Source organism: Pseudomonas sp. PB3P13 (assembly GCF_054897735.1).
Genome location: NZ_CM142702.1, coordinates 2,753,463 through 2,773,202, shown reverse-complemented (window position 1 = coordinate 2,773,202; position 19,740 = coordinate 2,753,463). Strand labels below are relative to the sequence as shown.

16 protein-coding genes and 1 pseudogene are annotated in these 19,740 nt (G+C 58.1%); 1 reads left to right on the top strand and 16 read right to left on the bottom strand.

The window, feature by feature from the left end:
• Nucleotides 1–9: 9 nt before the first annotated feature.
• The 16 genes and pseudogenes from ACYZT1_RS12880 to tssB all read right to left on the bottom strand — a co-directional run bounded on the left by ACYZT1_RS12880 (nucleotide 10) and on the right by tssB (nucleotide 18,480).
• Entirely contained in the window at nucleotides 10–273 is a 264-nt protein-coding gene (locus ACYZT1_RS12880; protein ID WP_462015109.1) for a PAAR domain-containing protein, read from the bottom strand.
• 33 nt (nucleotides 274–306) lie between these two features.
• A complete protein-coding gene (locus tag ACYZT1_RS12875) occupies nucleotides 307–894 on the bottom strand; it encodes a hypothetical protein (RefSeq protein ID WP_462015108.1) in 588 nt (195 codons plus the stop codon).
• A complete protein-coding gene (locus tag ACYZT1_RS12870; RefSeq protein ID WP_462015107.1) occupies nucleotides 869–1,846 on the bottom strand; it encodes a hypothetical protein in 978 nt (325 codons plus the stop codon). Before ACYZT1_RS12870 ends, ACYZT1_RS12875 begins: the two co-directional genes overlap by 26 nt.
• Nucleotides 1,847–1,919: 73 nt before the next feature.
• Nucleotides 1,920–2,558, bottom strand: a complete 639-nt coding sequence (locus tag ACYZT1_RS12865) for a DUF2931 family protein (RefSeq protein ID WP_462015106.1) — start codon at nucleotides 2,556–2,558, stop codon at nucleotides 1,920–1,922.
• 46 nt (nucleotides 2,559–2,604) lie between these two features.
• On the bottom strand, nucleotides 2,605–3,243 hold the full coding sequence (locus ACYZT1_RS12860) for a DUF2931 family protein (RefSeq protein ID WP_462015105.1): 639 nt from the start codon (nucleotides 3,241–3,243) through the stop codon (nucleotides 2,605–2,607).
• A gap of 46 nt (nucleotides 3,244–3,289) precedes the next feature.
• On the bottom strand, nucleotides 3,290–3,928 hold the full coding sequence (locus tag ACYZT1_RS12855; RefSeq protein WP_462015104.1) for a DUF2931 family protein: 639 nt from the start codon (nucleotides 3,926–3,928) through the stop codon (nucleotides 3,290–3,292).
• A gap of 46 nt (nucleotides 3,929–3,974) precedes the next feature.
• Complete coding sequence (locus tag ACYZT1_RS12850) at nucleotides 3,975–4,613, bottom strand: DUF2931 family protein (protein ID WP_462015103.1); 639 nt, start codon at nucleotides 4,611–4,613, stop codon at nucleotides 3,975–3,977.
• 46 nt (nucleotides 4,614–4,659) lie between these two features.
• The gene (locus tag ACYZT1_RS12845) at nucleotides 4,660–5,298 is read right to left on the bottom strand and encodes a DUF2931 family protein (RefSeq protein WP_462015102.1); all 639 of its coding nucleotides are present in this window, start codon (nucleotides 5,296–5,298) and stop codon (nucleotides 4,660–4,662) included.
• A 1,706-nt stretch (nucleotides 5,299–7,004) separates the two neighbouring features.
• A pseudogene (locus ACYZT1_RS12840) lies at nucleotides 7,005–9,284 on the bottom strand (type VI secretion system Vgr family protein); the annotation flags it as partial.
• A gap of 2 nt (nucleotides 9,285–9,286) precedes the next feature.
• Nucleotides 9,287–11,950: a type VI secretion system ATPase TssH gene (tssH, locus tag ACYZT1_RS12835; RefSeq protein ID WP_462015101.1), complete on the bottom strand. Its 2,664-nt coding sequence runs from the start codon at nucleotides 11,948–11,950 to the stop codon at nucleotides 9,287–9,289.
• A 153-nt stretch (nucleotides 11,951–12,103) separates the two neighbouring features.
• Nucleotides 12,104–12,595 carry an Hcp family type VI secretion system effector gene (locus ACYZT1_RS12830; RefSeq protein WP_462015100.1) on the bottom strand — a complete coding sequence of 164 codons (492 nt, stop codon included), beginning with the start codon at nucleotides 12,593–12,595 and terminating at the stop codon, nucleotides 12,104–12,106.
• 24 nt (nucleotides 12,596–12,619) lie between these two features.
• Nucleotides 12,620–14,338: an OmpA family protein gene (locus tag ACYZT1_RS12825; RefSeq protein ID WP_462015099.1), complete on the bottom strand. Its 1,719-nt coding sequence runs from the start codon at nucleotides 14,336–14,338 to the stop codon at nucleotides 12,620–12,622.
• Nucleotides 14,339–14,345: 7 nt separating this feature from the next.
• Complete coding sequence (tssL, locus tag ACYZT1_RS12820) at nucleotides 14,346–15,029, bottom strand: type VI secretion system protein TssL, short form (protein ID WP_462015098.1); 684 nt, start codon at nucleotides 15,027–15,029, stop codon at nucleotides 14,346–14,348.
• Complete coding sequence (gene tssK, locus ACYZT1_RS12815) at nucleotides 15,026–16,381, bottom strand: type VI secretion system baseplate subunit TssK (RefSeq protein ID WP_462015097.1); 1,356 nt, start codon at nucleotides 16,379–16,381, stop codon at nucleotides 15,026–15,028. The genes tssL and tssK overlap by 4 nt, the downstream gene beginning before the upstream one ends.
• A 23-nt stretch (nucleotides 16,382–16,404) precedes the next feature.
• Entirely contained in the window at nucleotides 16,405–17,943 is a 1,539-nt protein-coding gene (gene tssC / locus ACYZT1_RS12810; protein WP_462015096.1) for a type VI secretion system contractile sheath large subunit, read from the bottom strand.
• A 33-nt stretch (nucleotides 17,944–17,976) separates the two neighbouring features.
• A complete protein-coding gene (gene tssB, locus ACYZT1_RS12805; protein ID WP_462015095.1) occupies nucleotides 17,977–18,480 on the bottom strand; it encodes a type VI secretion system contractile sheath small subunit in 504 nt (167 codons plus the stop codon).
• A gap of 477 nt (nucleotides 18,481–18,957) precedes the next feature.
• On the opposite strand from tssB, the gene ACYZT1_RS12800 reads away from it, so the two are divergent.
• Nucleotides 18,958–19,722, top strand: coding sequence for an HpcH/HpaI aldolase family protein (locus ACYZT1_RS12800; protein WP_462015094.1), 765 nt, complete (start codon nucleotides 18,958–18,960; stop codon nucleotides 19,720–19,722).
• Nucleotides 19,723–19,740: the final 18 nt, after the last annotated feature.

Genomic DNA, 19,740 nt, shown 5'->3' with positions numbered 1-19,740 from the left:
CCGACATAACTAGCTCGCGCTCGCTTCAGGCAGTGACGAAATCAAGGTGCAACCGCACGCGCATCGATGCCCGTGAAATGCAATCGGAACACCCTCATCGCGAAAAGCCGGATGCCCCTCAGCAACCACAGTTCGGCCATGGCCCGGAACCGGACAGCTCACCGGGTCACCCTGCCGAGCCACACCTATGCTGCTGAACAACATGGCTGTAGACCCCGAAAGAACCGCTCCGCCCCCGGTCGTTTTGTCACCAATACGGATGATGCCCTTCATAATTACTCCTATGCTAAAAATCACACTGTGCACTTACTCACCCAGGTTTTCTTTGTTCAATATTTCCATGGGTGAAAAAATGTTGTCCCGCAATACATAGTTTGTTGAGCTCAACGCTCTTCCAGCAACGTCAACATTGTCAAACCAATCAATCGAAAAACCCTGACCATTCCATTGCACTGAAGAAAAATCAGAATCTTGCGTTTCTTCCCCCGAGTTCTGACTAACCAACGAGATCGAGCGCAAACAACTGCTCACCAGCACTCTTGTCTGCACATTTAACTCGGCACCTATCGCTTTATATACGTACAGCCAAATTTCGGTTCCAGCCCCACAGAATCCGTTGGGTCTTACACGGCTAGAAGGTGAAACCTGAAACACTGCCACATAATGCTCATCACCAATCAAGTGTTTGCTTTTGTCGTAAAAAACACCACTTACATCAGGAAATAATTTTAGTTCATAGACACTGCCGTCAGTTGCCTCCAAACTCACTCGCCCATTTTTATTACTGATCCATGACATTGAGGTATTGGCAAAAACATTACCCGCCACAGCTAAAGCCAGCCACATAAAAACCAACGTTCGCCAAAAATCATTCCGCAAGAACATGATCTGCATAGCACACGCCTTTATATCCCCACGGATGATCATCGGACTGTCCCTTTGTGCCTTTTTCATAGGTACTCTTATCGCGCTCACGCAGATCAGACTCCGTTTTGCCTTTATTTTTTTCACTGTCCATCGACCAGCCAATATTCCCGGTATTAGAGTCGCAGAGAATGTTCTTTTTCCTGACCCAGGAAGCTGAGCCGGTGTCCCATACATGATAGGCGCCACCGTTCCAGCGGCTGAACACTTCATGCTGTAGTTGATCATCCGTATAGGTTCTGCCTGCCTGCCCCAGATACTTCTTGGCGGCCCGCACCTTGTCCTTGTAAATAGAGGACCCCGCCACGATATTGGCTTTCCAGTTCCACGCCTGCTCATAGGAGGGTGCTGGATTGGTCATTTGTGTGATGCCGTAGCCTTTGTCAAAGGCGACAATTGGCTCGCCATCAAAATTGATAAAGTGTTTAGAGTTCGTTTCTTGCTCCAGAAGTTTCTCGAAGCCACTCATATCCTCCAAGGTAGCCACATAGGTCGTAACACTCTCTGGCGTAGGGTTCTGTCCACCAATCAAAACAGTTCTGACCAGCGTCTTTTGACCAGCAATCACCGTAACCGTTAACTTTCCGCCCAAGACCCTTCCAGAAAAATCAGCCGTCCACACGGTGTTACTACATACAAACGACCCTGCGTCTTTGAAGGTCTCCAAGACACCACTCTTTCGTGCCCGCTCCCTCAATCCACTGACTTTTGCTTCCCATTCAATCGTCCACGACCATTTATAATCGCCAGGGGCTTGCGTCCGAAATTCGAAAACAATATTCGGAAGCTCAGCATCTTGCGTAACCATGAAGACTTCATTTTCAGCTGGCGACACCCATGTCAAGGTACTTTCGGCTGATACAACTTTGATCACACTGCTATCAGAATTATTGGTATTACCAGCATGCTTTACTTGCTGCATGGTCTCGCCCCCAAAAAAATGCGTCCGTAATGACGCCGAGTTCGTTAAAGAACAAATCCGGTTGAACTAATTCTTACCAAGTGCCATAGGGAATACCGTGCTGGTCGATATAGGCTTGAGCCTCAGGCTTCGGCGCTCGGTAATAAATACCGTTGTCGTTCAGATGGGGCCCTCGCGGCTCAATCTCTGCCTGAAAACGCCCAACCTCCTTGTACCCAAGACAGCCAGCCCCAACCCAAACCTTGACGATGCCACCAGGGGCCATGCCAAGGGTTATTCTATTGCGATAAAGCGTTACGTTTTCTTGGTCCCCTGCGCAAAACACCCGTTCCGGCTTGACCATTTCATCGCGCACCCACTGCGGGATCGGGATTCTGATCCTGTAGGCCTGCGGCTCCACGAGCGATTGCCAACGCAGAAAGAGCCGTTCCGGCAGGTCAACGTTATTCACCGGCATCATAGATCCGCTCCCGTTGTGCCAGCCCTCTGCTTTGCCGGTGTAGCTGGCCACACCCCCAGACACATGGAAAAACGCCAACCCACGCTGGTCGAGCACATCTACGGTCTCAACCCAGACCTCCATATAACGCGGGGCGGCCAGACCTACGTACCAACTGCCGTAAGGCAACTTGGGCGGAGCGGGTGGTTTTGGCCCGCTGGCACAGGCACACAAGCTAAATAGCAGACCGACCACCAGGATTAGACGCTTCATTGGGGGTAACCCTTCTGTGGCAGGTTGGGATAGACGCTGCGCGCGCTTACCAGGTGCCATAGGGAATACCGTGCTGGTCGATATAGGCTTGAGCCTCAGGCTTCGGCGCTCGGTAATAAATACCGTTGTCGTTCAGATGGGGCCCTCGCGGCTCAATCTCCGCCTGAAAACGCCCAACCTCCTTGAAACCTAGGCAAGCCCCTCCCACCCAGACCTTGACGATCCCACCGGGGGCCATGCCTAAGGTGATCGAGTCTCGATAGTCGTCCCTCCATTCTTTGGAGCCTTGGCAAAACACCCGTTCCGGCTTGACCATTTCATCGCGCACCCATTGCGGGATCGGGATTCTGATCCTGTAGGCCTGCGGCTCCACCAGCGATTGCCAACGCAGAAAGAGCCGTTCCGGCAGGTCAACGTTGTTGACTGGTTTCATCGCCCCGCCTCCCTTGTGCCAACCCTCTGGCTTGCGGGTGTAGCCGGCTACCCCGCCATGTACGCGAAAGAACGCCAACCCACGCTGGTCGAGCACATCCACGGTCTCAACCCAGACCTCCATATAACGCGGGGCGGCCAGACCTACGTACCAACTGCCGTAAGGCAACTTGGGTGGGGCGGGTGGTTTAGGTCCGCTGGCACAGGCACACAAGCTGAATAGCAGACCGACCACCAGGATTAGACGCTTCATTGGGGGTAACCCTTCTGTGGCAGGTTGGGATAGACGCTGCGCGCGCTTACCAAGTGCCATAGGGAATACCGTGCTGGTCGATATAAGCTTTGTTCTCGGGTTCTATCGGAATATATTTCCCCTTGCTTTTGCCTCTATACGGTCCGAGAGCCTCGATTTCGGCCTGAAAGCGCCCAACCTCCTTGTACCCAAGACAGCCAGCCCCAACCCAAACCTTGACGATGCCACCAGGGGCCATGCCAAGGGTTATTCTGTTGCGATAAAGCGTTACGTTTTCTTGGTCCGCTGCGCAAAAAACCCGCTCCGGCTTGACCATTTCATCGCGCACCCATTGCGGGATCGGGATTCTGATCCTGTAGGCCTGCGGCTCCACGAGCGATTGCCAACGCAGAAAGAGCCGTTCCGGCAGGTCAACGTTGTTGACTGGTTTCATCGCCCCGCCTCCCTTGTGCCAACCTTCTGGCTTGCGGGTGTAGCCGGCTACCCCGCCATGTACGCGAAAGAACGCCAACCCACGCTGGTCGAGCACATCCACGGTCTCAACCCAAACCTCCATATAACGCGGGGCGGCCAGACCTACGTACCAACTGCCGTAAGGCAACTTGGGCGGAGCGGGTGGTTTTGGCCCGCTGGCACAGGCACACAAGCTGAATAGCAGACCGACCACCAGGATTAGACGCTTCATTGGGGGTAACCCTTCTGTGGCAGGTTGGGATAGACGCTGCGCGCGCTTACCAAGTGCCATAGGGAATACCGTGCTGGTCGATATAGGCTTGAGCCTCAGGCTTCGGCGCTCGGTAATAAATACCGTTGTCGTTCAGATGGGGCCCTCGCGGCTCAATCTCCGCCTGAAAACGCCCAACCTCCTTGTACCCAAGACAGCCAGCCCCAACCCAAACCTTGACGATGCCACCAGGGGCCATGCCAAGGGTTATTCTATTGCGATAAAGCGTTACGTTTTCTTGGTCCCCTGCGCAAAACACCCGTTCCGGCTTGACCATTTCATCGCGCACCCATTGCGGGATCGGGATTCTGATCCTGTAGGCCTGCGGCTCCACCAGCGATTGCCAACGCAGAAAGAGCCGTTCCGGCAAGTCGACGTTGCTTACTGGCATCATTTTCCCTCCGCCTTTGTGCCAGCCTTCTGGTTGGCGGGTGTAACCGGCGACACCGCCATGTACATCGAAAAACGCCAACCCACGCTGGTCGAGCACATCCACGGTTTCAACCCAAACCTCCATATAACGCGGGGCGGCCAGACCTACGTACCAACTGCCGTAAGGCAACTTGGGCGGAGCGGGTGGTTTTGGCCCGCTGGCACAGGCACACAAGCTGAATAGCAGACCGACCACCAGGATTAGACGCTTCATTGGGGGTAACCCTTCTGTGGCAGGTTGGGATAGACGCTGCGCGCGCTTACCAGGTGCCATAGGGAATACCGTGCTGGTCGATATAAGCTTTGTTCTCGGGTTCTATCGGAATATATTTCCCCTTGCTTTTGCCTCTATACGGTCCGAGAGCCTCGATTTCAGCCTGAAAGCGCCCAACCTCCTTGTACCCAAGACAGCCAGCCCCAACCCAAACCTTGACGATGCCACCAGGGGCCATGCCAAGGGTTATTCTGTTGCGATAAAGCGTTACGTTTTCTTGGTCCGCTGCGCAAAACACCCGTTCCGGCTTGACCATTTCATCGCGCACCCATTGCGGGATCGGGATTCTGATCCTGTAGGCCTGCGGCTCCACCAGCGATTGCCAACGCAGAAAGAGCCGTTCCGGCAAGTCGACGTTGCTTACTGGCATCATTTTCCCTCCGCCTTTGTGCCAGCCTTCTGGTTGGCGGGTGTAACCGGCGACACCGCCATGTACATCGAAAAACGCCAACCCACGCTGGTCGAGCACATCTACGGTCTCAACCCAAACCTCCATATAACGCGGGGCGGCCAGACCTACGTACCAACTGCCGTAAGGCAACTTGGGCGGAGCGGGTGGTTTTGGCCCGCTGGCACAGGCACACAAGCTAAATAGCAGACCGACCACCAGGATTAGACGCTTCATTGGGGGTAACCCTTCTGTGGCAGGTTGGGATAAACATTACGGGCGTTATCCGGCGCTGGTTTGTTGATCATAAAACCCTTACTGGGCGTCCAGTGGGCGGACTGGTGGATATAGCGGCCACGCAGCAAACGCTCTTGGTCAGGGTCGAGGCTGACTTCAGTACCTCCCAATGCCTGATCCAGGATGTGCGCGGCGATAGATTGCAGCTCCTCTGGAAGGGCCAAGTCAGGTCGTGCTTCTAGGTTCTTGAAAGGCACACCATGGCGTACGCCTAGCTCACGCATCAAACGCAGGCCAATCAAGGCCAACTCGCCGCGCACTGGCCGCTCAAGCTCAATCGTCAACAAGTGGTCCTGCTCGCTGTGCTCTCCACTGTCGCGCGGTGGCCGGGGTATCGGCCAGGTTTTGATACCAATGCTGCCATCGCCGGCCAAACCACTGGCGCGCAGGGCCAACATTTGTGCACGGGCTTGCACCCACAACGGATGCGCCTCCACAGGACGGTGGACCGGCAGGGTAATTCTACGTGGCCGAGTCAACCAGACTCGTTCACGAGCACGAGGCAAGTAACCCCCACCAATGTCGGAGTGGACGCCGGGCAAGCTGATTTGCTGGTGACCGTGCAGCACGCTGTTGAGCGCAAAATTGAGGCGGTGTTCGTCGCGAGCGTGCAACTGGATAACCTGGCGTGCACAGCCAGGTGGCAGATACAGATTGACCCCCGGGTTATTGGCATCCGTTGGGGTTAGATCGCCGCGCGCAATGTCCACAATAGCCGCAACGGTGTCGAACAGGCCGATCAGGTTAAGCTTGACGTCCACCACCGGGTCGAAGCTCGCCAGTAAGCCAAATCGTCCGCCTTGCAGCACTTCGCCGAACAGACCCAGACCGGGTTTAAGTAGTTCGTTGGCACAGTGCCGTGCCGCAGCGGCACCGCGACTGAAACCGAAGATATCGAACTCTATGCGGCGAATAGAGGTGCCAGGGTTGGCCGCTGTAAAGTCACGAAGTCGCTCAATTACTGCGCCCGGCGCCTGCTCAACCCGCGCCACAACTCCGGTTTCACCTCTCCCCAGCCCCTGACCGTAAAGCGAGTCTTTAGCGCCACTGCGGGTGCCGATGCCCTCTAGATAAACAGGAACATAGCCGATTTCAGCTCCGGTAGGGACGCCGTCGGAGGCATGATCGGGATACAACCTCGACAGATGCACCACATTAGTAGGCGCATTGCCGTAACTATTATCCGGTGCTCCGTTGAAGCCGGTACCGTCGAACTCACCAAAACCGTACCGTTTGCACTGTTGGATGATGCTTGCCAGTTCGTTGCGGTCGAACAGTGTCAGGTCTTCACGACGGCATTGCTCAGTGGCTGCCGAGTTAGCCTGATTGTTGCCGGTGCCATCGAAGAATAGGCCCAGACGCAAAGTAATGCCGTCGAGTTCTTCCTCTTCTTCCTCTTCTTCCATGCCGTAGCTCAGCGAGAGCTTTTCAGGCGCCGCGGTGTAAACGCGCTGGGTGAAACCCTGGCTGTCAGTGGTTCCTCTCCAAACCTGTCCAGAGGCTGCGGTGATCTTGTAGGGCGTACCGGCCAGTACCTGTTCATCATCGCTGGCGAATATCCGGAACTGCTCGTGGAATTCGAGCGGTGGGTCGATGATCGCCGGTAGCGTTGCGATGCCTGCAGCCAGCGTGGCTTTGTTCGGGAAGTACTCAAAGTGCGCGGACTTGATGTTGTAGTCACCTGCCGTGCCTGATTCGATGCTGCACGGGTCGAGTGTGATGTAGCTGCCGCCAGCATTGAGGGTGATCTTTTTCTTGGCGGTGATGCGGATCTCGTCTTCGCTGCTGGTAATGTTCAGGCCATGGCGAGCCAGCAATTCCAGCTTGCCATTCTGTGCCTGGACACTCACCGGCCCCTGGTTGGCGATCAGCTTGATACCCAATTTGCGCACGAACAAGCTCAACCCCTGCCCCACCCCCATGAACAGGCGCTTGACCACGCTGATGTCGGCTTCACCACCGGCGTTGATCATCACGTTGTTCTGCGCCGCCAGTTGCAGATGCTTGCCGCTGGTGAGCGCTATGCCCTGTGGGGCGCTGAGTAGTAACACTGAAGATTGGAGTTGTTGCAGGTCTTGCCTGAGCAGATTCAGTTGCGCTTGTACGTCGGCGGGATCTGCCTCACTCGCTTGGGCATCAGAGGAGATTTTTTGCAACTGCTCGCCTGCCTGCTGCAAACGATCCAGGGCGGTGTCCATCTCGAGCACTTGACCCTGAGCCTTGGGCTGCCCGTCTGCGCTGACGAAAATACCGTTACCTGCACGAATCGCACCCCAGCCATCAGTGCGCAGTTCAAAGCCTTCACCGCGTCTCTGCTTCTGCGCATCCACCAAATGCCCAAGGTTAAGCTGACTCTTGCCACCGTGCTCCGTACTGAGCTTGATGTGCTCCTGCCCGCGGGTGTCGTCCATGCGCAGTTTGTTGTTGGCCGGGGTGCGCAGCACGTTGCGCTTGTCGTTGCGCAGGGTCACGTGGTCGACATGCTGGCTGTCGTGCAGGGCATGGGCGATGTAGGGGCGGTCCGGGTCGCCCTGTTCAAAGGCCACGGCCACTTCGGTGCCGGCAATCAGCGGTAAATGCAGGCCATGGGTGTCGCCGGCGTAGGGCCGGGCCAGACGCAGCCAGACGCTTTCTTCGCCAGCTTTCCAGCTGTCGCGATCGAACAGGAAATTCACCCGATAGCGCCCCTCCAGATCGATATGCGCGTAGGGGTCGTTGGTTTGTGGGCTGGTGACGCGCGCCGGGACGGTGCCGGCGATTTGCGGTTTGTCCTTCAATGTCGGGCGAAAGCACACGGTTTCTGAATAGGGCATGGCCTGGAAGGTTGCCTCAAAGCTGCGGTCGCGGGCGGCCGTGGTGGTCAGGCCGGTGATCACCGCACCGGGCGTGAAGGCCTGAGGCGCGCCGCCGCAAACCTTGAGCACCTGGCCCGGTGCCAGGGTGGCACTGCTGCTGATGCCGCTGAGTTGGGTCTGCCCGTTCAGATAACGTTCGTGGCGCAGGCGGGCGTAGAAGTAGCCGCTTTCGCTGTGCAGGTCTTCATCCTGAGACTGCGCATCGCCGAGTGCGCGGTAGGGTTCGGCGTAGTGGTAGGCCTCGCCGTAGGTGGTGGTCGCGCCCCGGCTCTGGTCGATCTCTCCGCTCAGGTGGGCGCTGGCATCGCGGTGGTGGTAAGCCCGAAAATGCACCTGTTGTTCGACTACCTCATGGCTCGATTGCAGTTGCCACACCGCATCCTGTCCACTGCTGCCCAGCCCGGATTGCGGGCGAATGGGCAGCTCGATGTTGAAGTGGTAGAGGCGTTGATCATCGCAAAACTCCACCACATCGATGCCCAGGCGTTCGTCGCTGGTGAAGCGGTACCAGATGCCCACCTCGGCCAGCAGACGAGCAATAAAGGCCAGGTCGCTTTCGCCGTATTGCATGACCTGTTCGCGCTCGGGGTAGACGCGTTTCAGGCTGAACAGGAAGTCCTGGCCTTCGAAGCCGTGGCGGTTACGCAGAATGCTTTCGACGATTTCCGGCACCGATTGATGCTGGTAGATGCGAAACTGCTGGCCGCGACCGAGCAGGGCCAGACGCGGCTGCAAGGTGATCTCATAGCTGGCCTGGTCGTTGGAGCCGGACTGGCGTTTGAAGCCGGTGATCACACCATGCAGGGTGCGCAGCGGTTTGACCGCCGGTGCACCGAGCCCGGCGACTGGCAGCTTTTGCGGCGCGGCGTACAGGCTGAAACTGGCGTCCTGGCCCAGCATGCTTTCTGCGGCCAGGTCACGCTCGGTGCTGGTGAATTCCACGCGGTAGTTGAACGGTTGGCTGAGGTTTTCTTGGCCTTCGAAGGCCAACACGTCAAGCCGCGCCTCCACGTCGCGTACGTTCAGGGTGTGGCGGCTGTGGTCGAAGAAGTTCTGCATTCGGCCAGACATGCTCACGCCTCCAAAGCGACGGGCTGAGCCGTCTCTTGAACATCGGTGAAATGCAGGCTGATGCCTCCATCGTCGCTGTAGCCCAGGAACACGCCATGGATACGCTGCTTCGCCGCTCGACGCTCCAGCAGTTGCTGGCTGAGTACCGGCAAGATCTGTTCGTTGAGCAGGCTGTCGATGTTGCGCGCGCCGGAATCGGGCAGCAGGCAGGCGGCAACCAGAGCATCGCTCAGTGCGTTGTCAATCTGGCACTCCAGGCCGTAATGACGGTGCAGCCGTTTGACCACCTGGCCTAGCTTGATCGCCACAATGCGCTTGAGCGCGTCGGCCTGTAGTGGGCGATAGATCAGGGTCTGGAAACGGGCGAGCAATGCCGGTTGGAAGTGCTCGCGCAGGATCGGCCGCAGCAGTTCGTGCAGCACGCTGTCCGATGCGTCAGGTTGCTCCTGCACACAGGTGTGCAGCAGATCGCTGCCGAGGTTGGAGGTCATGAGGATGACGGTATTGCGAAAGTCGATTTCGCGCCCTTCGCCATCGCGCATGAAACCGCGGTCAAAGACCTGGTAGAACAGATCGAGGACGTCGCGATGGGCCTTTTCCACCTCGTCGAGCAACACCACGCTGTAGGGCCGTTGGCGCACGGCTTCGGTAAGCACGCCACCCTGGCCGTAACCGACATAGCCGGGCGGCGAACCTTTGAGCTGGCTGACGGAGTGGGCTTCCTGGTACTCGGAAAAGTTGAGGGTGATCAGCGATTTTTCGCCACCGAACAGGCTGTCGGCCAGGGCCAGGGCCGTTTCGGTTTTGCCGACGCCGCTGGTGCCGACCAGCAGGAATACGCCCAGCGGAGCCTTGTCATCTGTAAGCCCGGTTTTGGCGGCGCGCAAGCGCTGGGCCATGGCACTCAGGGCCGGCGTCTGCCCGATAACGCGCTCGCCCAGTTGCTGCTCCAACCTCAGCAGGCTGGCCTGTTCGTCTTTGAGTAAACTGCCCAGTGGCACCCCGGTCCAATCGGCAATGACTTCGGCCACGCTGCGCGCGTCGACATCCAGAGACAGGAGCGGCTGGTTGCCTTGGACATCGCTCAGCTGCCGCTGCAACTGCGCACACTTTTCCCGTTGCGGTGGCTGCGCCTGACGCGCATCAATCAGCTGTTGGGTCAGACCAAGCTCTCGTCGATATTGCTGTTCAAGATCGACGGATTGGCGTTGAATTTCGGCATGCTGTGCGGCAATCGCTGCCAGACGCTCATCGGCGCCTTGGCTGCCAAGACACTGATCCTGCTGCAGCGCCGCGCCCTCCAGTTCCAAGGCTGCTTGCCGAGCACGCAGGCGGATCAATATCTGCGGTTCGCAGTCCAGGCTCATGCGAACCCGGGCACTGGCGGTGTCCAGCAGGTCGACGGCTTTATCCGGCAGTTGGCGACCGGTGAGGTAGCGCCGTGACAGGCTGACCGCTGCCTGCACGGCCGCATCCTGAATGTGGACGCCGTGATGGGCGGCGTAGCGTCCTTTGAGGCCACGCAGCATCAGGCTGGCATTGGCGTCATCCGGCTCATCCACCTTGACCAACTGGAAGCGCCTTTCCAGGGCCGCGTCTCGTTCGAAGTACTGCTTGTACTCGCTCCAGGTGGTCGCGGCGATGGTACGTAACTCGCCACGGGCCAAAGCAGGCTTGAGCAGATTGGCAGCGTCAGCACTGCCAGCCTGGTTGCCGGCGCCGATCAGGGTGTGGGCCTCATCGATAAACAAAAGCACCGGTTTTTCCGACCGCTGCACGGCGTCGATCACGTTTTTCAGACGTTGTTCGAACTCGCCCTTGACCCCTGCCCCGGCTTGCAACAACCCCAGGTCGAGGGTGCGCACGCTGACCGATTTGAGACTGTCCGGCACTTTGCCTTGGGCGATATTCAACGCCAGGCCTTCGACCAGGGCCGTTTTGCCGACGCCGGGCTCGCCCACCAGGAGTGGATTGTTCTTGCGCCGGCGACTGAGGATATCGATGACCTGACGAATTTCATCATCACGACCAAATACCGGGTCGATCGTCCCTTGTGCTGCTTTGGCGGTCAGGTCCTGGGTGAATCTGTCCAGCACCGCCTGCAACGCATCATCTTTCGTCATTGCACTGGATGGGAATGTGGCGAGCAACTCGGAAGAAGATTCGAGGCTGTCGGTCGCTGAAGCCTGCACCTCGGGGCGTTCCTCGGAGGTCTGATCCAGCAGCACCATCAATCGCTGCAACTGAGCGTCACTGAGACTGAGCAATGGCCATGCCGCCTCACACGCCAGCATGCCAGGCGTGTCCATCAATGCGCCCAGCAAATGGACAGAGCGCAGGCTGTCGTTGTTTTCGTCCAGCGAGGCGCGCAACCAGGCGCTTTTGATCAGTTGCTGCAACGGCGACGACAGTTGTGGCTTGCTCTGCACACTGCGTGGCAATTGATCGATGTGTTCAAGCAGCCCGCACCACAGCGTCTCCATATTCCACTCGTAACGACGCGCGATCACCGTCAGATCACCGCCTCCCTCCAGCAACTTGAGCAACCAATGCTCAATGCTGATCTGCGCGTGCGCTCGGGTTTGGCACAGTGAAGCCGCCGCACTCAACGCCTGGGCGCAGTAGGGGTTAAGACGGCGAAGCAAGCGAGTGGAATTGAGTGCCATGCAGTAGATCCTTGCTCGGGAATCTTGGGGTGTCGTCGATAAAATCGGCCGGGGCTTTACAACTCGATGTATTCGGCTGAACGCCCGCGAACGGACGCTCACCCGGCACACCGTGGGCCAGCAGGCGAAAGTCCGCCCGCTGGCCCAGGCGTATCACGCGCTTTGACGCTCGTTCCACGAATCGGCGTGGGTGATGTTGCCGTCCTTGTAGGTCCAGGTGACCTTCTCGTAACGCAACTCGATTTGTTCGAGGTGGTTGTGCTTCTCTTTGCCCGGGTCTTTGACGTCGTGCATTTTCGGCGCGACTTTCACCACCTTGACGTTTTCCAGCTTGGTGATGAAATACTCGACTTCATGCCCGGCATCGTCGATGCGGTACCACTTGAACACCGCACTCTTGAGGGTTTGGCCAGTGGTCACCGCCTTGTAGAGGTAAGGGCTGGACGCATCGATTTCCTTGGAGAACAGAAACGGGGTGTGGACTCGCGTACCGGTCAACTTGCCGGTGTTGTTATCGGTGGGGATGTACAGGCTGTGGTCCTGGGCAACCACTTCGATGCTGCCTTCGCGTTTTTGCACGTCCACCGAACCCTTGATTTCTGCGCCGCCGTCGTTTGTCAGCCAGAGGTAAACGGGAATTGCCATGTGAAGCTCCTTTTCCTTGAGAATCTAAATGTCGCGTGCTGCGACAGGGGTTTGCCTTTCTGGCCCCGAGGTAGAGAGCGCACACGCCCCAGCCTCTGGTACCAGACGGATATCGACGCGGCGATTGACTGCACGCCCCGCTTCGGTGTCGTTGCTGGCGACCGGTTGGCTGGCGCCAAAGCCCTGTACTGCAAAGCAGCTCTCGGGAATGCTGCCCATCTGCTGCATCCAGGCATGTACGGCAGCGGCGCGGGCATGGGATAACCGCAGGTTGTTCTGTGGATCGCCAGTGGCGTCGGTATGCCCGGCGATCACAATCAGCCAGCCCGGCTGTGCCTTGATGTCGACCAGTGCATTGATCAGGATTCTGGTCGAGCCTGGCTTGAGTCGGGCGCTGCCGGTGGCGAACAGCGACAGGCTGTCCAGCCGCACCGGGCTGGCGCGCCGCACAGATGCCGAGGCCGGTGCCGGCTCTACATGAGCGGCCAGGACTGCCAAAAGTGGCGCGCGCAGACGTTCGCCGCGGTACAGGCCCAAGCCGAAGGCCAAGGGCGCACCGTGTCGGTAATAGCTGTCCAGGCGCCGGGCGTCCTGACGAAGAACGGTCACGGCATCCTCGCGCCAAAGAAACTCGCGCTGCCCAGGCTGGGTTGGCTGGGGAATGGCCGCATATCGCCTTAGATCGTCACTGACCTGGCGCACCAACAAGGTGTTCTGCCAGGCTGAGCTGGCGAGGGCCGCGACACCTGCAACGGCGAAAAACCACAGCGCAGCGACGCTTGCGCGTTGTACCGGGGAGCGCAGCGGGCCGAGCGGGAGCAGGCTGAGTAAAGCGTCCGGGAACGGCAGGGGCGCATCCGCCTCCAGAGGTCTGTTGTCAGTCAGTGCCACTTTCTTGCGCAACCATTGCTGCCACAGGTTTCCCCTCACGGCAGCAGGCAATGCCGGGACCAGCTTTATTGCGCAGACAGTCGGCAAACCGGGAGCGCTGGGAGTCGCCAGATGTGGCAGCACAGCGTGACGCACCCAGGCCATCACACTGCTCAGCTGTACGCTTGCGTGCATCCGGGCCGCTTGCAGGGAGGCGTCGGCAGCGTGCTGCTGCCATTCAGTCAGACTCACACAAGCACCCGTGTCACGCACACGGGCATCAGGCTGGGCGTTGTTCCAGCTGAACCACGGCTGCTCAGCCTGTGAAGTTTGCAAATAACTCACCAGCAACAGCGGCAACGCAATGCCACGTTTACGCGCCAGCGCCACCTGATGACTGAAAGCACGCATCTGGCCGGCGAGTACCGCACCGTCGCTGTGCTCGCCCGGGTTGACGGTGAGCATCACACTGAGCTGCGCGTCCCAGCCAGGGCGCAGCGCGCGGATGCCATCAGTGACGGCCCACAGTTGCTCCAGGTTCGGTATCCGCACATAGCAACCCTGTTCGGTCGCACGCAGCGCCAACTGCCCGGCCGGAATCGAGCCGAATAGCGCGTCCAGACCATCACCGCAGACCAACACCACGGGGTGACGAAACGCGGGCGCCGGCAGCACCGTGTTATCGGCTAATTCGACCCGCTCACGCTGTTGAACTGCGCGGCGCTGCAACAAGGCCCAGGTCAGCGCAATACAACCGACTGCGATCAATACCCCGAAGGCTCGCATCCACATGCCGAGCGGAATGATGACCAGCAAAGCGAGGACCAGCGCCCCCGCCCACAGCAGAAGGATTCGATGCAGGTTGACGGTCATCTCGCCTTCACGCCTGATCAGGCAAGAGCGAGGCAATCGCGCCGCTCAACAGGTGATCCAATCCCCACCATGTGGCTGCAAGCAACAGCCCCACTAGCACTGCATGGATCAAAGGTGATCGCAGCCAGGCCAAGCCTGAAATCAGCTCACTGCCGCCCGCCCGCGTTATCAAGCCGTGACTGACCTTGAGCGGCGTAGTCTGTGCCCCAAGGGCCACCAATAACTGCTCACGCTCGGGATCGCCAAGGTCACGGTAGCGGCCGCGAAAGCCCAACATCAATACCCGCTGAAACGCCGTCAGCACATGCAGGTCCGGCGCTGCCTCGCGCAAGACCTCGCGCATGTCCTCGTACAGAAACTCGCCCGCCTGATGGCGATTGAAAAACCGGGTCTGCAACGGTTCGCTGGCCCAGGCGGCATGTGCCTCACCTTTAGCGCAGGTGAGCACGGTTTCGTCGAGCAGCGCGCATTGCGCATGACTGATGTGGTCTATGTTGCGCTGGCTCAAGCCGGCCAGTCTCAACTGCTGCCGAACGTGCTCAACATGCTCCACACACAGTTGCGACAGGTCCTGGCTGCGCGGCACGGAGGCGCCCTGGCGCAACTCGACCACCAACAGGTAGGTGTCCTGCAACAGCTCATCAATATCCACAGCCATTGTGGTGTGCTCCCTGGAGGCATTCAGATTCATGAGCGCAGCACCGCAAACAATTCAAGCTTCACATCGACCAGCGTGCCGGGTACATAGAAAGCGCAAACCCCTTCGTCCAGCATGGCCTGCCCCTTGGGGTGAGCGAGATCCATCGCGAAATACTGGTTTTCCAGACGTAACGGAACAGCCGCCGGTACATGGCTGAGGGACTGCAGCGGAACGCCGTCGAGTGCCGCATTAACCAGGTAATCGACTTCGTCCGGCGTCCCGATCTTGCACAGGCGCGGGAACTGGTCCTGCAACTGCGCGGCCGGTAAACGGCAACGCACCGACAGATAGAAATCGGCACCCTCACGCTCGCGCAGGCGAGGGTCATTCAGCGTGACCTGCCAGCGATTGGCCCCGCGCTCCTCCAGATCCAGAGCAATCACTCGCGACGGCAGACTGGCTTCCAGCAACAGGGAAATGGTGCGCATCAACGGCGGGAACACCGTCTCCAAAGACTCGTGCCGGTAGGCCGGGATCGTGTCCATGTCGTGTTCCAGTGAAAACGTCAGCAGGCTGCCAGCCAGCTTGATCAACTGCTGGTAGACCTGTTCAGGGTGTCGCACCGGGAAGTTCAACAGATCCGCCAATACCGGCTGACAGGTGTTCAAGGCGTTCAGCAGCCAGAACAGCGACACATCGGCCACGGCAAAGTCGGCCATGCGCTGATTGCTTTCCCGGCGCATGCCCATCAGCCGTTGTCGCTTGGCGGATAGCTGCGTCAACAGGTTGTCCAACTGGTTTAACAACCCCGCATGGGCGGCAAAACTCAGAAGTGGCGGCACGTAGGCAGAATCGAGACTCCAGGCGCCCTGCCCGTCGCGCTTCAATCGTGCGACCGGACAGGTCAGGTAATCGGCGTTGTCGTCACTGTGCAGGCGCAGGCTTAGCGCGTGCTCCAGCACACCGATCGACTGCACCTCGTCAGCATAGATGTCCTGTACTGCGCGCCAGGACTGGCGATAACGCATGGGTCGATCGGCTCGCCCGCCTTCGAACAGGCAGTTGTTGCCGTTGGCCTGCTCCAGAGGCAAGGCCAACTGCAGAATCGCGTGATCATCCGCACCGGTCAGCAGTGGCGGCAGGTCCACGGCGGGCGGCAGGCGGTCCACCTGCTCAGTATCGATCCAGGTGCCATCGGGCATACGCACACGCAGTTGAGTCGCCTTGAGCTTGCCAAGTCGCAATGCGTCCGCGTCGAACTCCACGGCCTGGACACCCCAAGGGTGTACCAGGCTCAGATGAGCGAGCTGCTCGTTGGCCCAGTCCTCCCAGCGCGCCTGTTGCTGGAATTGCTGCGGAGACAGCAACGCACCGGCAGCCCATAGCGGGCGATCGATCTTCATGGCATCGTTTCCCTACGACTGAATCAGGCTTTGGCCTTGGGCATCTGCGAAACCAGCGACAAGTTCACGTCCATACCCTCGACCTGGAAGTGCGGCACGGCGTACAACTTGACGCGGAAGAAACCGGGGTTGTCCTCAATGTCTTCCACTGTGACCTTTGCATCACGCAGTGGGTGTGAGGCTTGCAGGTCATCGCCCGGATCGGTCATCTCGGTCACCAGCCCGCCGATCCATTTGTTGAGTTCCAACTCCAGCAAGCGGCGATCCTTGGTGGTGCCAATGTTTTCGCGCTGGATCAGCTTCAGGTAGTGGGCGATGCGTGACAGCAGAAAGACGTAAGGCAGCCGTGCGTTGATTCGGCTATTGGCGGTGGCATCGGCCGTGTCGTACAGCGCCGGCTTCTGCGCAGAGTTGGCCGAAAAGAAACACGCATAGTCGCGATTCTTGTAATACGACAGAGGGATGAAGCCGAGGTTGGCAAATTCGAACTCGCGCGTTTCCGGGATCATCACTTCGGACGGGATCTTGATTTGATTTCCGGTGCCCAGGTCGTACAAGTGGATAGGCAACCCGGTGACTGCGCCACCCGACTGCGGCCCACGAATCTGTACACACCAGCCATTGGTGATAAAGCTCTTGACCATGTTGGCGGCGAACGCAAACGACGCATTGGTCCACAGGTACTTGCCGTGATCCGGCCCTTTGACACTTTCGATGTAATTGAAACTGCGTACCGGTACGGTGTCGGGACCATAAGGCAGGCGACCCAGAACGCGTGGCATCGTCAGCCCGATGTAACGTGCATCGTCGCTATCGCGGAATGCTTTCCATTTGATGTACTCCGCACGGTCAAAGTAGTTGCCGATATCTTTAATCGCAGCCACTTGCTCCATGGACTCTTTGCCGAAGAAGGCTGGGCCGACTGAACCCACAAACGGCATATGCGCTGCGGCGGCGACTTTCGAAATGTTGCGCAGCAAGGCAATGTCCTGAGGACTGCGATCAAATTCGTAATTGGAGATGGCTGCAGCAATAGGCTCACCGCCAGGGGTGTCGTATTCCTGGGTGTAGGTTTGCAGGTATAAACCGCTCTGGGCGATTTCCGGCGCGTCCTCGAAGTCCTGCACCAGGTGAGCCTTGCTGATATCCAGCAGTTCTATGCGCACGTTCTGCCGAAAATCCGTCTGATCGATCAGCGACTTCACGCCACGCCAGGTTGACTCGACGCGCTGAAAGTCCGGATGGTGCATGACCGCATCGAGTTGACCGCTGATCTGCAGATCCAATGAAGCGATATGCTCGTCCAGTAGAACTTTGTCCAAGCGTACAACTTTCTGCGGCGACTGTTTAAGCAACTTCAGAAACACACTGACAGCAGCCGTTACCCGCTCATCGGCCGACACCTCCGACAGTGCCTCAGAGTGCTGGAAAACCTCGATACCTCCCAACTCAGTAACCGGACTCAAATTGATCTTGTTAAACAAAGCGCTATAAACACTACTGTTATCTTCAGACAACACTGTGGCGCCGCGCGATTGCACGCTGGAATTTTCTATGGACATGATGGAACTTCCCTTTAGTACAACCGATGTGAATTAACGTTCGCGCTCAGGCGCCAATGCAGCCAATTCGGCGCGAAGCTCATCACTGAGCGCGTCATCCTTGAGGATGCGCTCCAACTCATGACGGAAGGTCACGTTATCCAACAGGTTGGATTTGAGATCACGCAACAGGTTGCGCATGGCCAACAAGGCGCGTAGCTGCGGAATCTGCCGCGCAACCTGCTCGGGCTCGAAGTCGTTCATGCTCTGAAAACTGAGTTCGACACAAGTGTCGGACGCTTCATCGGACAAGGTGTTGTTGACTGCGAGTTTCAGGCCAGGCGCAAACTCACCCAGGACACTGTCGAAGTTGATTTTATTTACGTCTATCTTGGCTCGTTCAGAGAGCGGGCGCTGCTCCCTGCCGTTGCTGTAGTCACCCATCACCATCAGTTTGAGGGGTAACTCGACTTTCTTCTGTGCACCACCGGTATGGAGGTCAAGCTTGATATTGATCCGCGCTTTGGGCACTTCATTCTGAAAACTGTTTGTAGCCATAACCCCTCCCTCCAGACACCTCGCACCGGCAAATTCTGGCGCGAAAATTAAGACTGAAACCTATACCTCCAGCTGGCTCGACACACAGCCAACTGCAGTACATAAATTCCTTTTTAGAGGTCATGGAGCGCCTACAGGTATTGCGCCCAGTTCCTTGGATCCAAGAGTGAGTTATTTCAAATGTCGTTTCCTAGCCCCTACGTGCCCAGGATCACTACAAAGAGGAATTTTCGACAGCCTACCGGGAACATTTCCTACGCACCTTGCTGTCACGTTTACGCCAAGCGGGCAGTACGTGCGCGGTATGGGGTTGCGGTTCTGAAGGTCACCGACCTTGCGAACAGATCAGCGTCTGGCCATCGAACAGACCGCACTTGATGAGGGCCATCGCGAATATCACGTATCGCTGACTAAAAATGTTTACTTATGTTTGGGAATGATTACTATTAGCGCCACCCAGCCTGAAGGATTAGCGCAGTGATACGAACCTCTCCGGTGTTCTCCCGGTTACACGCAGGGCACAACGTCTACGGCCTGCTCAACTCTCTGCCGTCACCGATGCTCTGCGAAATGCTTGCATTCGCGGGCTACAACTTCGTGATTCTGGATCTTGAGCACTTACTGCGCTCCGAAGAAGACATCATGCATTGTGTCCGCGCGTGTGAGGCCGCTGGTATTTCGCCCTGGCTGCGCATACCAGAAGTGGACGAAAAACTGATCGGTCGGGCACTGGATGCCGGTATCGAAGCTATCGTCCTTTCACGTACCGAAAGTGCTGCGCAAGTTCAGCGCGCCATCGAAGCGGCCTTCTTTCCCCCCTTGGGGAAACGTGGAATCACCGGCGGCCGTATCACCGGGTTCGGTCGCCTTCCATTACCCGAATACATTGATCTGGCCAACCGTCAGACGCCAATTGTTCCCATGATCGAAAGCCGCGCCGGGGTCGACGCTCTCGACGAAATCCTGCAGCTGCGGGGCGTCGGCATGATCATGGAAGGCGCTCTGGACCTGTCCCTCGATCTAGGCTTGGGACCCGATCCGCTCAATCCTCAAGTCTGGCAAACACTGCAAAACATGGCCGATGCCTGCCTCCGCGCCGCAATACCTTTCTGCGCAAATCCCCGCACGCCCGAACAGAACACGCTGTGGCGCGCTCGCGGGGTCCGAAGTTTTCTGGCCGGTGAAGACCGCGGCTTGCTGCATAACGCACTGAAAGCCCGCCTGCATTCTCTCCAACCGTAAAGATGAGCCAACGTAGCC

Bases quoted from the DNA above. Each gene is read 5' to 3' on its own strand.
- tssL (WP_462015098.1), bottom strand. From the start codon at position 15,029: ATGAATCTGAATGCCTCCAGGGAGCACACCACAATGGCTGTGGATATT.
- tssC (WP_462015096.1), bottom strand. From the start codon at position 17,943: ATGTCCATAGAAAATTCCAGCGTGCAATCGCGCGGCGCCACAGTGTTG.
- ACYZT1_RS12880 (WP_462015109.1), bottom strand. From the start codon at position 273: ATGAAGGGCATCATCCGTATTGGTGACAAAACGACCGGGGGCGGAGCG.
- tssB (WP_462015095.1), bottom strand. From the start codon at position 18,480: ATGGCTACAAACAGTTTTCAGAATGAAGTGCCCAAAGCGCGGATCAAT.
- ACYZT1_RS12825 (WP_462015099.1), bottom strand. From the start codon at position 14,338: ATGACCGTCAACCTGCATCGAATCCTTCTGCTGTGGGCGGGGGCGCTG.
- ACYZT1_RS12850 (WP_462015103.1), bottom strand. From the start codon at position 4,613: ATGAAGCGTCTAATCCTGGTGGTCGGTCTGCTATTCAGCTTGTGTGCC.
- ACYZT1_RS12855 (WP_462015104.1), bottom strand. From the start codon at position 3,928: ATGAAGCGTCTAATCCTGGTGGTCGGTCTGCTATTCAGCTTGTGTGCC.
- ACYZT1_RS12870 (WP_462015107.1), bottom strand. From the start codon at position 1,846: ATGCAGCAAGTAAAGCATGCTGGTAATACCAATAATTCTGATAGCAGT.
- tssK (WP_462015097.1), bottom strand. From the start codon at position 16,381: ATGAAGATCGATCGCCCGCTATGGGCTGCCGGTGCGTTGCTGTCTCCG.
- ACYZT1_RS12860 (WP_462015105.1), bottom strand. From the start codon at position 3,243: ATGAAGCGTCTAATCCTGGTGGTCGGTCTGCTATTCAGCTTGTGTGCC.
- ACYZT1_RS12865 (WP_462015106.1), bottom strand. From the start codon at position 2,558: ATGAAGCGTCTAATCCTGGTGGTCGGTCTGCTATTTAGCTTGTGTGCC.
- ACYZT1_RS12830 (WP_462015100.1), bottom strand. From the start codon at position 12,595: ATGGCAATTCCCGTTTACCTCTGGCTGACAAACGACGGCGGCGCAGAA.
- ACYZT1_RS12875 (WP_462015108.1), bottom strand. From the start codon at position 894: ATGCAGATCATGTTCTTGCGGAATGATTTTTGGCGAACGTTGGTTTTT.
- tssH (WP_462015101.1), bottom strand. From the start codon at position 11,950: ATGGCACTCAATTCCACTCGCTTGCTTCGCCGTCTTAACCCCTACTGC.
- ACYZT1_RS12845 (WP_462015102.1), bottom strand. From the start codon at position 5,298: ATGAAGCGTCTAATCCTGGTGGTCGGTCTGCTATTTAGCTTGTGTGCC.